Source organism: Skermania piniformis, from assembly GCF_019285775.1.
In the GTDB taxonomy this organism is placed as follows: domain Bacteria; phylum Actinomycetota; class Actinomycetes; order Mycobacteriales; family Mycobacteriaceae; genus Skermania; species Skermania pinensis.
In genome coordinates this window covers 397,292-411,115 of sequence record NZ_CP079105.1, presented here as the reverse complement: position 1 = coordinate 411,115, position 13,824 = coordinate 397,292, and the positions used below count along the sequence as shown (strand labels likewise).

At 69.2% G+C, this 13,824-nt stretch carries 15 protein-coding genes; 4 read left to right on the top strand and 11 right to left on the bottom strand.

Annotated features, from left to right (window positions below):
* Positions 1-11: 11 nt before the first annotated feature.
* The 7 genes from KV203_RS01830 to KV203_RS01800 form a co-directional block, all read right to left on the bottom strand.
* Entirely contained in the window at positions 12-587 is a 576-nt protein-coding gene (locus tag KV203_RS01830) for a type II secretion system F family protein (RefSeq protein ID WP_066466937.1), read from the bottom strand.
* Positions 584-1,396: a type II secretion system F family protein gene (locus KV203_RS01825; protein ID WP_066466938.1), complete on the bottom strand. Its 813-nt coding sequence runs from the start codon at positions 1,394-1,396 to the stop codon at positions 584-586. The genes KV203_RS01830 and KV203_RS01825 overlap by 4 nt, the downstream gene beginning before the upstream one ends.
* Positions 1,393-2,565, bottom strand: coding sequence for a TadA family conjugal transfer-associated ATPase (locus KV203_RS01820; RefSeq protein ID WP_066466939.1), 1,173 nt, complete (start codon positions 2,563-2,565; stop codon positions 1,393-1,395). Before KV203_RS01820 ends, KV203_RS01825 begins: the two co-directional genes overlap by 4 nt.
* Complete coding sequence (gene ssd / locus KV203_RS01815) at positions 2,562-3,698, bottom strand: septum site-determining protein Ssd (RefSeq protein ID WP_083529765.1); 1,137 nt, start codon at positions 3,696-3,698, stop codon at positions 2,562-2,564. Before ssd ends, KV203_RS01820 begins: the two co-directional genes overlap by 4 nt.
* 1,026 nt (positions 3,699-4,724) lie before the next feature.
* The gene (locus KV203_RS01810; protein WP_066466940.1) at positions 4,725-5,468 is read right to left on the bottom strand and encodes an oxidoreductase; all 744 of its coding nucleotides are present in this window, start codon (positions 5,466-5,468) and stop codon (positions 4,725-4,727) included.
* A gap of 14 nt (positions 5,469-5,482) precedes the next feature.
* Entirely contained in the window at positions 5,483-6,178 is a 696-nt protein-coding gene (locus KV203_RS01805; protein ID WP_066466941.1) for an SDR family NAD(P)-dependent oxidoreductase, read from the bottom strand.
* 7 nt (positions 6,179-6,185) lie between these two features.
* The gene (locus KV203_RS01800; RefSeq protein WP_246600441.1) at positions 6,186-6,953 is read right to left on the bottom strand and encodes a 2OG-Fe(II) oxygenase; all 768 of its coding nucleotides are present in this window, start codon (positions 6,951-6,953) and stop codon (positions 6,186-6,188) included.
* 266 nt (positions 6,954-7,219) lie between these two features.
* Between KV203_RS01800 and nhaA the strand changes: the two genes are divergently transcribed.
* The 3 genes from nhaA to KV203_RS01785 are packed head-to-tail and all read left to right on the top strand — an operon-like array spanning position 7,220 to position 9,877.
* Positions 7,220-8,380, top strand: coding sequence for a Na+/H+ antiporter NhaA (gene nhaA, locus KV203_RS01795; RefSeq protein WP_066466942.1), 1,161 nt, complete (start codon positions 7,220-7,222; stop codon positions 8,378-8,380).
* A 25-nt stretch (positions 8,381-8,405) separates the two neighbouring features.
* A complete protein-coding gene (locus tag KV203_RS01790; protein ID WP_066466943.1) occupies positions 8,406-8,951 on the top strand; it encodes a phage holin family protein in 546 nt (181 codons plus the stop codon).
* Positions 8,951-9,877 carry an alpha/beta fold hydrolase gene (locus tag KV203_RS01785; protein WP_066466944.1) on the top strand — a complete coding sequence of 309 codons (927 nt, stop codon included), beginning with the start codon at positions 8,951-8,953 and terminating at the stop codon, positions 9,875-9,877. The genes KV203_RS01790 and KV203_RS01785 overlap by 1 nt, the downstream gene beginning before the upstream one ends.
* Positions 9,878-9,890: 13 nt before the next feature.
* Here KV203_RS01785 and KV203_RS01780 read toward each other — a convergent pair whose 3' ends face one another.
* The 4 genes from KV203_RS01780 to nth are packed head-to-tail and all read right to left on the bottom strand — an operon-like array spanning position 9,891 to position 13,271.
* Complete coding sequence (locus KV203_RS01780) at positions 9,891-11,081, bottom strand: MarP family serine protease (RefSeq protein ID WP_066466945.1); 1,191 nt, start codon at positions 11,079-11,081, stop codon at positions 9,891-9,893.
* Positions 11,078-11,848 carry an NUDIX hydrolase gene (locus KV203_RS01775; RefSeq protein WP_066466946.1) on the bottom strand — a complete coding sequence of 257 codons (771 nt, stop codon included), beginning with the start codon at positions 11,846-11,848 and terminating at the stop codon, positions 11,078-11,080. The genes KV203_RS01780 and KV203_RS01775 overlap by 4 nt, the downstream gene beginning before the upstream one ends.
* A complete protein-coding gene (locus KV203_RS01770) occupies positions 11,845-12,489 on the bottom strand; it encodes a TlpA family protein disulfide reductase (RefSeq protein WP_066467211.1) in 645 nt (214 codons plus the stop codon). Before KV203_RS01770 ends, KV203_RS01775 begins: the two co-directional genes overlap by 4 nt.
* Positions 12,490-12,497: 8 nt before the next feature.
* Positions 12,498-13,271 carry an endonuclease III gene (gene nth / locus KV203_RS01765; protein WP_083529766.1) on the bottom strand — a complete coding sequence of 258 codons (774 nt, stop codon included), beginning with the start codon at positions 13,269-13,271 and terminating at the stop codon, positions 12,498-12,500.
* A 130-nt stretch (positions 13,272-13,401) separates the two neighbouring features.
* Here nth and KV203_RS01760 point away from each other — a divergent pair, with 130 nt between their 5' ends.
* Positions 13,402-13,632 (top strand): hypothetical protein, encoded by a 231-nt coding sequence (locus KV203_RS01760; RefSeq protein WP_066466948.1) that lies wholly within the window; start codon positions 13,402-13,404, stop codon positions 13,630-13,632.
* Positions 13,633-13,824 lie beyond the last annotated feature (192 nt).

The window sequence follows — 13,824 nt, the reverse complement described above, 5'->3', positions numbered from 1 at the left end:
GCTCCGGACGTTCACAGCAGGCCACCGCCGAGCACATGTCGGGCCAATCCCAACACCACCGGAGCGATCCCGGAGCAGACGAAAGCCGGCAGGAAGCACAACCCGAGCGGCCCCCCGATCAGCACCCCGGCCCGCTCTGCCCGGGCCGCTGCGACGTCCTCGGCGACCGCACGCTGTTGCTCGGCCAGCTCGCCGATCGCTCCGGCCAGCGACACCCCGGAACGGGCGGAGCGGCGGGCCAGCCGGGCCACCGCCTCGGTCGCCGGATCGGCGGCGGCCTCGTGCCACGCCGTCGCCGCGTCGGCGCCCAGCGTCATCAGGTCGGCGGCTCGGCGCAGCGACTCCGCCAACGGCTGCGGTGCCGCCGGCGCGACCGCCGCAGCGGCACCGGCCACCGGCATCCCCGCGCGTAGGCAGGCGGCGAGCAGGTCGAGGACCGCGGCGGCCGCCAACGGATCCGGCTGCGGACGTCGGGCGGCCGGTCGTAGGAGCGGCGGCCCGACAGCGGTCTGGATCCGATCCAGCAGCCGCGGGAGCGGCAGCACGAGCAGCGCAGCGGCCAGTAGCCAGCACCCACCCACAGTCACGAGATCACCCGACCGGTGATCGCGTCGGTCCAGATCAGTCCGACAGCCACGAACCCGGCGCCGAGTGCCAGCAGGACCCCACCTACGCCACCGCCGAGCAAGACCCGCATCGGCGCCGCGCCCATCGCCTCGCCGAGCAGGATGCCCAGGACGGGCAAGCCGGCCAACACCGCACCGCTGGCCCGAGCCCCGGCCAACACCGCCTCGGTCCGCCGACCGAAACGGATCCGGCCTACCAGGTCCGTCCGATTCGCGGCGAGCAGATCCGCCAGCGCGAGCCCGTGCTGCTCGGCGAGCCGCCACGCGCCCGCCAAGCGGGCCAGATCGGCATGCACCACCGACTCGACGTCGCGGAGCCCGTCGGCCGCCGACCCGCCCAGGCGACTGCGCGCGGCGCCGATGGCCAGCGCCCGGGCCGCGTCACCGGCGCATTCCGTCGCGGCGGCGGCCGCCGCAGCCGCTGGATGGGCGCCGATCCGGAGCTCGGCGATCACCACGTCGAGACCATCCAACAGCGACTGTCGCTGCGCCGCCCGGCACCGAGCGACCGCGGCCCGGCGGGCCCGCCGCAACAACGTGGCACCCAGGATGACGGCGGCCAGCAATGCGCCGAGGCCACCGGCGAGGTAGGCGAGCGTCAGCGGCACCAGCGTCGCCACCACCCAGACCCGTGATCGCTGCTGCGGATCGGCTGCCGGCCGCCGGCTCCCCGCCCCTGCGTGCAGCGCCGCATGTCGGAGTTGCGCCCGCGCGGGCGGCGCGACCGATACCGCGGCGGCCAAGCACATGACCGCGAGCGCCGGGCTCATCGGTCCGCCCGGGCGAGAAGCTCGACCAACCTGCCCGCCGCCGGCACCGGCCCGCCGTCGGCGCGCCAGCCCGGCACGATCTCGACCGTGCCGGATCCGGACCGGGTCAGGACACCGATCTCGCGGAGCGCTCGGGATCCGTCCGGTCGCCGGTGCACGTGCAGCACCACCTGCACGGCCGCCGCCAGCTGGCTGTGCAGCGCCGCGCGATCCATTCCGCCGAGGGCGGCAAGCGCTTCCAGCCGCGCGGCCACCTCGTGCGGCGAGTTGGCATGCACGGTGCCCGCACCCCCGTCATGGCCGGTGTTCAGCGCGGTGAGCAGATCCACGACCTCCGGGCCACGCACCTCCCCGATCACGATCCGGTCCGGTCGCATGCGCAACGCTTGCCGAACCAGATCGCGCACCGACACCGTGCCGACGCCCTCGACGTTGGCCGGCCGAGCGATCAGACGGACCACATGCGGATGCTGCGGCGCGAGTTCGGCAGCGTCCTCGACGCAGATGATTCGCTCTGCCGGATCGACTCGGCCGAGCAAACCCGCCAGCAGCGTCGTTTTGCCGGCGCCGGTGCTGCCGACCACCAAGAACGCCAATCGCGCCGCGACGATTCGGTCGAGCAACCGGGCTGCCTCGGCACCGATCGCACCGGTCCGCACCAGCGCCGCGAGATCGTGGGTGGCCGGGCGTAGCACGCGCAACGACAGGCAGGTACCACCGTGCGCGATCGGCGCCAGCACCGCGTGCAGCCGGATCGCGAACGAGTCGCCGGGACCGGGCAACTGGCCATCCACCCACGGCTGAGCGTCGTCGAGTCGCCGTCCGGCAGCCAACGCGAGCCGCTGGGCCAACCGGCGCACCGCGGCCTCGTCCGGAAAGCCGACCGGGGTTCGCTCCAGACCGCGACCCCGGTCCACCCAGACGGCACGCGGTCCGGTGACCAGAACGTCGGCCACCTGCGGATCGGCCAGCAGCGGCTCCAACGGCCCGGTGCCGGTCAGCTCGGTTTGCAGCAGCCGAAGGGCGTCGAGCAGGTCGGCATCGCCGAGCACGGTCCCGGATTCCGCGCGGATGGCCGCCGCGACCCGCGCGGGCGTCGGCAGATCGGACGACCGGGCCAGCCGGTCGCGGACCCGGTCGAGCAGGTCGGGGGTGACCACCGGAGTCATGCCACTCTCCCCCGGGCTACCGGGCGCTCGGCGAGTACGTCGAGCACGGCATCGGCGGCACCGCGGAGCGGGCTGCGCCGACGCAACCTGAGCCCATGGCGTTCCAGCCCCTGCGCCAGCCGCGGCTGCGGTCGCATACTGGCCAGCAGCGGCAGATCCAGCGTGCGCGCGACATCGGTATCGCGCAGCCCGCCGGGCGCCGGACCACGTACGACCAGGCCCTGGTTCGGATTGTGCGCAGCCACTGTCGCTGTCATCGACTCGGCCGCGGCGCAGGCGCGCAGCTCCGCGGGTACGACGAGGACGACCAGGTCGGCCGACTCGAGGAAAAGCGGATCTGCCGGTCCGCCGGCCCGGCCGACGTCGCATATCACCAGGTCGCCGGCGGCACGACCGGCCGCCAACACCGCGCGGACACCGGCTGTCGGCGGGCCGCCGGCCGTGCTGCCGCGCTCGCCGGACAACACATGCAGGCCGGCTCCAGCAGACGGCAACGCGTCGTGGAGCGCGCCCGCCGACACCCGGCCCGCCTCGATCACCAAGCCGGGCCAACGCAAGCCCGGCCGGTCCTCGATGCCGAGCACCAGATCGAGTCCGCCACCGCGCGGATCGCCGTCGATCAGCAGCACGTCCGGCCGAAACCCGGTGGACTGTGCGGTCAGGGCCAACGCCGCGGCGAACACGGACGCGCCCGCCCCGCCACAGCCGCCGAGGACCGCCACCACCGCGCCGTCGCGGCCACCCGACTGCGGACGCTCACCGAGGACCGCGACCAGCTCGGCGGATCCCTCGGGCAACCCGATCACCCGCTCGGCGCCCACCGCGGTTGCCGCCTGCCAATCGGCCATGACGGGCGCAGTCGGACCGACCAGAAGCACGCCCGGCCGGCGGGCCAATCCGGCTTGGACACTGGCCAATGCGGCTGCACGGTCCAACACCACCAGCGGAGTAGCCGACCAAGCCTGCCGACCGACCGGTTCGGCCGGCTCGATCAACCCGCAATCGGCCGCAGCCGCCACTCGACGCACTTCGTCACGCAGGCCGGCGTCGCGGACCAGGAGCAGCGCAGCCGACTCCGGCCGGCCGGTGGTCGTCGGTCGGTCGCCGGCGCCCGCTTCCTCGGTGGATTTCATGTCGAACAGCGTGACCGCCCAGCAGTCCGGCGACGCGCCGCGAGCACCTGATCTGTGGACAGATAGCCGGCTGTGGACAACATTTCCGGTACGGTCGTCTCGGAGCGTCGAAACCACCGCTGCGGTCGTACCACTGCAATAAGGCAACTGCAGTGGTGCTGCTGCCCGCCCGAAAACCCCGCGGCCCGCCCGAAATAGAGGACGGCCCCAGCCAGGGGGGGAGGAGGCTGGGGCCGTCGGGTTCAGCCCCGGGGGGTCGGACTGAACGCGCCTGGACCAGGTCCAGGTGATTGCCATACTACACCCGCAGCACCCGCTGATTGCAAGCTCAACTTTGCAACGGGTTTCCCCAGGTCCGAACCGGCAAGCGGGCAGACCACCGACCCTGAAGTTACAAAACCGGACGGTCTCGACGATGCGCTCGGGATGCGATACCGACGCCGATCACCGACCACGATTCGGCCCGATCACCGAACTCGACGAGAACGATCGCCGCGCCGGAATTCGTCCGCACGGACGTGGCCGACCCGAATCCCCACCCTCGACTCGAACTCGACGAACAAACATTTTTTCCGATTTCAAGCCTTGCTGTGACGCCGATCACGGAGTAGAAATAAACCTACGGAAGCTCGAAAGGCCAAGATCGAGCCGGAAGAGAAGGTTCGCTCTCCCGAACGAGTTTCCCAGCACGGATGTCAGGTACCCACGCGAAGCAGGGCCTACTCAAGGCAAAGTGTTGCGGGCCTGCGAAGTTCGACGTCGCGAGATTGCTCCTCAGCTCCAGCAGAGGCAGCTGTTCTCGGATCGTTCGGGCAACGCCGAGGCCGCCCACGCAACCCATCGTGCACGCTTGGTAGCCGGGTCATCCGTGTTAGTGGGCGGCGAAGCCGAGTACATCGGCAGCGCCGCCCATTTTATGTTCGAAGCCCGATATCTCTCGGATTATCGAATCCTGTCGATCACTTCGGTCGAATTCACCCCGGATCGCACATCGCCGGATCGGTCGACAATTCGGAACTATCGCGATCATTTTGCCGCCGCGTCGGCGATCGACGCGCCCTCGCGCGCACCGGCCGCGAAGGCAGCGCAGCAGGCGATCACCCACGCGGCGACCGCGTCCGGCCGCCCGGAGGCAAACCCGTCCGCGGCAGCGCGGTAATCCGGTCGCCGACGCAACCAGCTCACCTCCGGGACGCCGAGGCTGTGCGGATCGAGACCACTGGCCACCGACACCAACCGCGCCGCCGCCCGAGCAACGACGCCGTCCGCCGAACCGAACGGCCGTAGCGCCAGCAACTCGCCGTGGACGACCGCAGCAAGTACCGGCGCGGGTGCCGACGAACCGAGGACAACCTGGGCGAGCAGATCCAGCCGCGGACCGGCATAACCACCCGGACGCCCCAGGCGGTCGGCCGGGGCGAGGTCGGCCGCGGCCAACAAGTGCAGCTTGGCCAGCGCCTGCAGCGGCGCCCGCTGCCACACCCCCACCATGGCGGCCAGCGATTCGGCGGTCAAGGCCTGACCGACCCGGAGCGCGCCGGCCAGCACCGGGTCCACGATCAGCCCGTCTGCCGGCAGCTCGATGGCGCCGTCGTCCAACGCCGCCGACGACCTGGCCGCACGCACCGACGCCGCCATCGCATTCGTCGACCAACCACGCCGGTTCGCCGGGTGTCGGTGCAGTTGGGTCAGCGCGTCGCGCGCCTCGTCGGCTGCGGCACGAACACCGGGCCACGCGACGAGCGGCCCCAGCGGATCAACGTTGGTCATCGACGACAGCCGCGCTACTTGTCCAGCACGATCGCCGACCCGGTCGCCTTGCCCCGATCGAACTGGATGATCGCATCGGTAACCCGACCGGTGCTTATCGCGCCGGGAAATGCATTCGGCACAACGGTATTCACCCGTACCCCGAACGAGCGAAACTCGGCCGCCATATGCCCGGTGAGCGCATTCAGCGCCGCCTTGGACGCCGCGTAACCGGCCTGCCCCTGGAACGGATACACGGTCGAACCCGCCGTGGCCGAGATATTGACGATGTTGCGGTTGTCGGCCAGGTTGTCCGCCGCCCGATGCATCCAGAACTGGTGTGCGAGCGTCGTCGCAAGCCGCATCGGCGCCACGACGTTGGTCCGTAGGTGCTCGTCGAGATTGATCAAGGCGGCGTCGCCGTCGACCATGGTCTGCGAGTACGGCTTGGTATAGGCCGCAGCGTTCACCAGCAGGTCTACCCGGCCGAACCGGGCCAACGCGACCTCGACCAGCCGGTCCACGGCCGCCTGCTCACGCAGATCGGCGAACACCGTGTACACCGACGCAGCCTCCTGGTCCGCCGGGTCCAGCGGATCGACGTAGGTTTCCAGCTGGGACGGCACGACCGGCGCCCGGGTGCGGCACACCGCAACGATGTCGTACTCGCCCGCGTACCGGCGACAGAATTCGCTGCCGAGCACACCCGCAGCACCGGTCAGCAAGCACACCCGACGGTCACCAGTTGGCAATGCTCGCCTCTCCCCATCGCTCGATGGCATCGTGCTTCGGCCGGTGTAACCACATAACCACGCAGTTGCGCGGATTGCGTGAGCGGCCAGCGTAACTGTGCCAGGTGAACGGAGTGCACTCGAACATGACCAGGGAATTGTTCACCGGCGGAACCAGTCGGCCGGTCCCCTGAACTCCCTCGTCGAAGCTCGGATACAGACCGGTCTCGCCGCCGTCACCCGGTGACCACGGCGGATTCGCCAAGTAGAACATGACCGAAACAGCACGGACCGTTTCTCGTGCGGTTACCCCGGTCGGCCGATCACCCCGGTAATAGTCGACCCCGTCCACCCCTTCCAACCTGATCTCGTCCGACTCGGGTTCAGGTCCGCCGAACCAGCCCGGATTCAGGTCGTTGTGCGGCCAACCCGGCTCCCCACCGGGCTCGTGATGATGCAGCGCCGCAGTCACATCGCCGGTCGCCTGCACTCCTGCGACACCGGCGATCAGGTCGTGCCACTCCCGGGTCGCGAATACGGCCAGCGGACCATCCAGGTGATCGCGGATCCGGGCAGCGGTCGCGTCGTAGCCGGCCATGGTGGCCCGGAATTCGTAGGTCGAGATCCGTCGGTAGTGCTCGGCCAGGGCCCGATAGAAGGTGGGCGTGAAGACATCCTCGGCCACGACATGGGGAAACGGCTGCTGTCGCCGCACCCACGAGCGATGTGCGAGCAACTGGGGCATCGGCCAGGTGCGCGGATCGGATCGAGTCACGGCCTCACGCTACCGGACCTTTCGCCATGTTCCGGGCCCATTGACCGCATGTTTACTCGTAATTAGCCAATTCACTCGACTATCAGACTGCTTTGTCGGCGAGTCGCGCACGACGAGCCGCGTCGCGCCGCGGCCGGGCGCTGCTACCGCAGCGCATGCCGACGTCGGCCGGATGGGCGCACGGTGAAGACTGGTACTGCTTTCCCTTGCTCGTAGTAGGAACACGCTCGTAGTAGGAACACGTTGGAGAACTCGGAGGTCCGGCCGTGCCCCGACCGCAACTCCCCGAATTCGGGCGCTACCTGCGCACCGAAACGGCGGGCGGAGTGCTTCTGTTGGTCGCCGCAGCGGTCGCACTCGGCCTGGCCAACTCGCCGCTGAGCGACTGGTACCACCAGCTCGCCGAGTCCGTACCGCTCGATCTGCCCAGCTGGCATATCGAACTCACGGTCGCCGAGTGGACGAAAGACGGCCTGCTCACCGTGTTCTTCTTCGTCGCCGGCCTGGAACTCAAACGCGAGCTCGTCGTCGGCGAGCTGGCCGATCGCAAACGAGCACTGCTCCCCGTCGTCGCGGCCTGCGGCGGGGTGGTGGTGCCAGCGCTGATCGCCGCCGCGGTCGGCGCCGGCGTGCCGCAGATGGATCGCGGTTGGGCGATCCCGGTCGCCACCGACATCGCCTTCGCCTTGGCCGTCCTGGCGCTGAGTGGATCGCGCGTGCCGACCGGGGCGCGCGCCTTCCTGCTCAGCCTTGCCGTAGTCGACGATCTGTTGGCCATCACGCTGGTCGCGATCTTGTTCACCGCGGCGGTGTCGGCCCTGTGGCTCGGGGTGGCCGCCGGCTGTGTCGTGGCTTACGCGGTCGCGCAGCGATTCCGCATCCGCAGCACCCTGATCTACCTGCCATTGGCCCTGCTCGGGTGGTACGCGACCTACCGCTCGGGGATCCACCCGACCCTGATCGGCGTCGCTTTCGCCCTCGCCACCCGAGTGCGTCCCGATCCGGGCGAGGCGGCAGCACCGGCGATCCGGCTGGAACATCGGCTGCAACCATGGTCGGCCGGGTTCTGCGCTCCGTTGTTCGCGCTGTTCGCCGCGGGCGTACCGATCGATGCCGCGATGCTGCACGCATTGTTCACCGACCGGATCGCGCTCGCTGTGGCCGCCGGCCTGCTGATCGGCAAGACCGTGGGCATCTTCGGCGTATCGTGGCTCGCCATCCGAATCGGACTGGGCCAGCGACCGGCCGGGCTTGCCTACCGCGACCTGTTCGCGTTGTCGGTACTCGGCGCCGTCGGATTCACGGTCAGCCTGCTGATCGTCGAGCTGTCGCTCACCGGCGAAGCAGCCGATGTCGCCACGGCCGCAGTCTTGGCTACCTCATTGATCGCCTCGCTGCTGGGTTCGGCGTTACTGTTACGGCAGTGACCGACGCCAGCAGAAGGGCTGACCAGTGAGCTTCACGAACCGCCGGGACGGAAAGGGCCGCCACGCCGCGCCGGACCAGGCGACGATCGCCAGCATCCCGCTGTCCGACGTCGACGTGCAGGTTCCGGGCCAGGAAAGCATCGGCAGCCTGGTCCGCGACGCCACCACCCAGATGTCCACGCTGGTCCGCGCCGAGGTGGAACTGGCCAAAGCCGAGGTCACCGACGAGGTCAAGAAAGGCCTGCAGGGCAGCGTTTTTTTCCTCGTCGCCCTCACTGTGCTGCTGTTCAGCACCTTTTTCTTCTTCTTCTTTCTCGCCGAGCTGCTCAACACCTGGGTCTGGCGCTGGCTGGCGTTCCTGATCGTTTTCCTGATCATGGTGGTGATCACCGGCGTGTTCGCGCTGCTCGGCTATCTGCGAGTACGCCGATTGCGGGCACCGGAGAAGACGATCGACTCGCTGAAGGCGGCCCGAACTGTGCTGCCCACGGGCAAGTCCGATCCCGCACAGTGGGACGTGGCGCCGGGTGAGTCGACCGGCAAACACTCGGCCAAGACCCTGAACAGGTAGTGCCCGACCCGTCGTCGGTCCGCTACGACGGCCCGTGGTGCCACCGCGACATCTACGCCAACGGAATTCGGTTTCACGCAGTCGAAGCCGGACCGGCCCAGGCGACCGCGCCGTTGATTCTGCTGCTGCACGGTTTCGCCGATTTCTGGTGGTCCTGGCGACACCAGCTCGGCGCCCTCGGCGACGCGGGCTGGCGCGCGGTCGCCGTGGATCTGCGCGGCTACGGCGACAGCGACAAGCCGCCCCGGGGGTACGACGGCTGGACCCTGGCCGGTGACGTCGCCGGGCTGATCCGGGCGCTGGGACACACCGGGGCAACGCTGGTCGGGCACGCCGACGGCGGCCTGGTCTGCTGGGCGACCGCGGTATTGCATCCTCGTCTGGTGCATTCGATCGCACTGATCAACTCACCGCACCCGGATGCGCTCAAACACGCCGTCCTGCACGACGCGGCTCAGCGCGACCTCTGGCTGCCCGGCTTTCTCCGTCATCAGCTGCCCCGCTATCCGGAACGCACGCTGACCCGCCACGACGGGCAGGCGGTGGAGGACCTGCTGCGCGCGCGCTCCGGCCCGACCTGGCCGGGCACCGCCGACTTCGCCGACACGGCCCGACGGCTGCGCTCGGCGATCCGGATTCCCGGTGCCGCACATTGCGCGCTGGAGTACCAGCGGTGGGCGTTCCGGAGCCAGTGGCGCGCCGACGGGCGCCGATTCATGTCCACCCTACGGATCCCGCTCGACCTCCCGGTACTGCAAATTCACGGCGAGCTCGACCCCTACATCCGGGCCGAGTCGTTCCGACGCTGCCTACGCTGGGCACCCGGTCGCGAGCTCGTCGGCATCCCCGGGGCCGGGCACTTCCCGCACCAAGAGTGTCCTGAGCGGGTTACCGCGCAGCTGCTGCGCTTCGCCGGCCCGCGGTAGCCGAACCGATCGGTCAGACGATGCAGGCGCCGGTCTCGACCGGTCCGACAGCCGTGGACGCTCGCTGTACCTGCGCCTGGATCTCGCGGTCGGTGAGCACGAAGCCGGTTTCACTGCTGTCCACCGCCGCGCCGAACACCACCCCGAGCACGTTGCCGCTCGTATCGATCAGCGGCCCACCGGAATTGCCCTGTTTGATCTGCCCACGCACGGTGTACACCTCGCGTTCCACCGTGCCGTTTCGATAGATGTTGGGGCCGGTGAGATCGAGCGTCTCCCGAACTCGGGCCGGCGTGACCGAATACGGGCCGCCGCCCGGGTAACCGAGCACGATCGCGTCGTCGCCGGTTCGCGCCGGTTCCGGGGCGAACGTCAACGGCCGAGCGGTCAGCCCCGGCACCGACAGGATCGCGATGTCCACCGACGGGTCGAACAACACCACCGTCGCCTCCAGCGGACCGTCGACCGCATCGACGGTGATGCCGGTCGTGCCGGCAACCACGTGGGCATTGGTCACGACTCGCTCCGGCGCGACGACGAAGCCGGAGCCCTCGAGCGCCCGCTGGCAGCTCGGCGCTACGCCGCGAATCCTGAGCACACTTTCCTGGACGGACGTCGCAACCGGGTACCTCGCAATTTTCTCATCGGGTTCGGCCACCGACAACGACGGCGTCCGACCGAACCGGCCGATCACATCCGGCAAGCCGGAGGTGTCGAGCAGCGCGGAGAACTCGTTGGGCAGCTCGCGCATCCAGGCCGGCGCGAGGTCGTCCACCTTCGCGAGCACCACCGAGCCGCGTACCGCAGCCGCGATCTTGGGCTGCGCCGCGGAGGTCAGCGGAACCGCCAGCAACCACGCCGCCACCAATACGGCGACCGCCTGCAGACAAGCACCGATCACGCTGTCCACCGACCGAGTGGCCGAGCTACGCATGCCGCTCCGCGCCGCGCGGCCCAGCACCATCCCGGCAACCTCGCCGACGATGACCAAGGCGACGATCAACGCGACCCCGGCCAACACCCGGGTCCGGCCGGTGTCGACATGCACCAGGATGTGCGGCGCAATCAGGATTCCCGCGACCGCGCCGAGCACGACCCCGAGAAAGGCCAGCGCGGACGCGACGGCGCCGTTTCGCCAGCCGGACATGGCCGCGACGAAAGCGAGCAACACCACGGCAATGTCGAGCCACGCAGATCCGGTCATCGCCCAGGCCTGTCCCCGGCGGGATCCGGATCGTCGAACCCAGGGTTCGGGGATGCCGGCAAGGTGGCCGACATTCCTGCCCCGGCAAGCACAGTTCCCAGGTCACGCACGTCGTTGCGATCCCACTCCCGTTCCCAACCGGACATCTGAAGCAGCCAGGCGAGGATACCGCCGGTGAATCCCCAAACGATCATGCCGTCGGCCTGGAATGCCGGGCCACGATAACCGAGAGGATGCTGCACCGTAAATCTGTTGGCCGGATCCAGCAGTGTCGCCAGCGGTACCCGAACCACCCGCTGCGCTTCCGCCGGATCGATCACCCGGACCGGGCTGGGTGCCCGCCAGTAACCGACGACCGGGGTCACATCGAATCGCGAGGGCGGCACGTAGAGGCTCGGCAACACCCGGACGATCTGCACGCCGGCCGGATCCAGACCGGTCTCCTCGGTGGCTTCACGCAACGCTGTAGCTACCCGGTCGGCATCGGCCGGTTCGCTCCCGCCGCCCGGAAACGCCACCTGCCCGGCATGTTGCCGCAGATCCTGGGAACGCTGGGTGAGCAGGATGTCCGCGGACGCCGGCAGGCCACCCGCTCGGGCCGGATCGGACGTCGGCGGTCCGCCGACCAACACCAGCACCGCCGCGGGGCGAGCCCCAGCGACAGCTTTGATCACCCGGGACAACAACGGCGAGCCGTCCGGCGGCCGGTCCGCCGCCGGCGCTTGTGCCACCGCCCGCAACCAGTCGGGTACCGGCGCGTCGTTCATGCGGTCACTCCCAGGATGTCCCGGACGGTTGCGGCGATGTCGTCGACATCACGAAACGGTCGGGCCAGCACGCGCGCCACCGTGCCGTCCGATCGGACCAGTACCGAATAGGGCAGCACCGCCGGTGCGTCGACCGCGGCGTCCAGTCGGCGCGCACCGTCCTGCACCCCGGGCAGATGGACGTCGAGCGCGGCCAATCGGGCCAGTCCAGGCCCGATTGCCGGATCGAAATGCACGGTCAGCACGGTGATCCCGGCGGACCGGTCCGCGAATTCCTGCAACAGCGGCAGTTCCTCCGCGCATGGGGTACACCAGTAGGCCCAGACATTGAGCAGCGCGGGTCGACCCGCCAATGCCGCTGCCAGCTCGATCGGCGCACCGTCGGCAAGGCAGCTCAGCTCGATCTGCAGGGGCGAATGTGCCGACACCGGCGCGGACGAGCGGGCCGGACAAGGCGCCAATGCCGCGGTGGCGCGGGCCGCGCTCAGCTCGGCCGGATCTTCGGCCACGGCACCGCGCGATGCCGTACCGGCACGCACATCATGTCCGCCGTCCGGATCGCCGGAGCGCGGCCAGAGCGCGACGATCAAGGCGACCACGACCACCAGCAAAGCCAGCCCGACCTGACCGGAGCGCGACATCCGCAGGCTCACCGGCCGACCAGCTCCAACAGGTACGGCGCCTCCGGCCCCTTGACCAGCTTGGCGGCCGACACCGGGTCGGTCGGGCCGATACCGAACGCCGGGCAATCCCGCGCCAGCAGGCACACCCCGCACGCCGGCTTGCGCGCATGACACACCCGGCGACCGTGAAAGATCACCCGATGCGATAACTCGGTCCAATCCCGCCGTTCGATCAGCTCGCCCACCGCGAACTCGACCTTGACCGGATCCTCCGCGTCGGTCCACTGCCACCGCCGAACCAGCCGACCGAAATGCGTATCGACCGTGATCCCCGGAACCCCGAAGGCATTGCCGAGAATCACGTTCGCCGTCTTTCGGCCGATCCCTGGGAGCGAAATCAGGTCGGTCATGGTGTGCGGCAGTTCGCCGTCGAAGCGATCGAGCAACGCCTGCCCGAGGCCGATCAACGATGCCGACTTGTTGCGGAAAAAACCGGTGGGCCGAATCAGCTCCTCGAGCTCGACCCGATTCGCCGCCGCATAGGCGCGCGCGTCGGGATACCGGACGAAGACCGCCGGCGTGGTCGCATTCACCCGCTGGTCGGTGCACTGCGCCGACAGGATCGTCGCTACCGCCAGCTCCAACGGCGTACGGAAATCCAGCTCGCAATGTGCATCCGGGAATGCCACACCCAGCTGCCGGTTCATCCGCCTGGCCCGCCGCACCAGACCGAGCCGAGTCTCACCGGACCGAGGCGAACCAGGCAGGGCCGAACCGGCCACCGGAGAAACTGCAGGCATCCGACAACTGTACGACCGGGCCCCGACGCGCCGAGCGAGAGCACCGCTGCCTCGCCCGGATGCACCCACCCCTCGCTGTTACGCCTCTGTTCCTTTCCTTCAGGGGGCAACTCGGTGTTTACTCACCGGTATGCAAGGTCTCGCAGTTGTGCTCTTCCCTGTGCTGCTGATGTTGTTCGCCTTGGCCATGGAGCGCGTGGAGCACCGGCTGAGTCGACTGACCGTGCGCGAACAGGATGTCGACGACCTGCTCAGCGGCCGAAGCACCGAGATCACGCCACTTTCGAACACCGGCCGAACCGAGATCCGCGCCCGGTTCGAAGTCCGTGAAGCGGACGCCGATCCGGCCTTGGCGAGCTGAAATCGTACTTCTACCCGGAAAGCTCGATCCATCCAGGTATTCGTACGCTACCAGCAGAGTGGTCTCGGTCACTGTTTACCCGAGTTGCCCGTAGACTGAAACAGCGAGAAGTTCACCGTCCGACGCCGCCCGGCGTCGGACGGTTCGCAATTTCTGGATCGAAAGCGCTGATCTACTTTTTTCGCGAAGGAG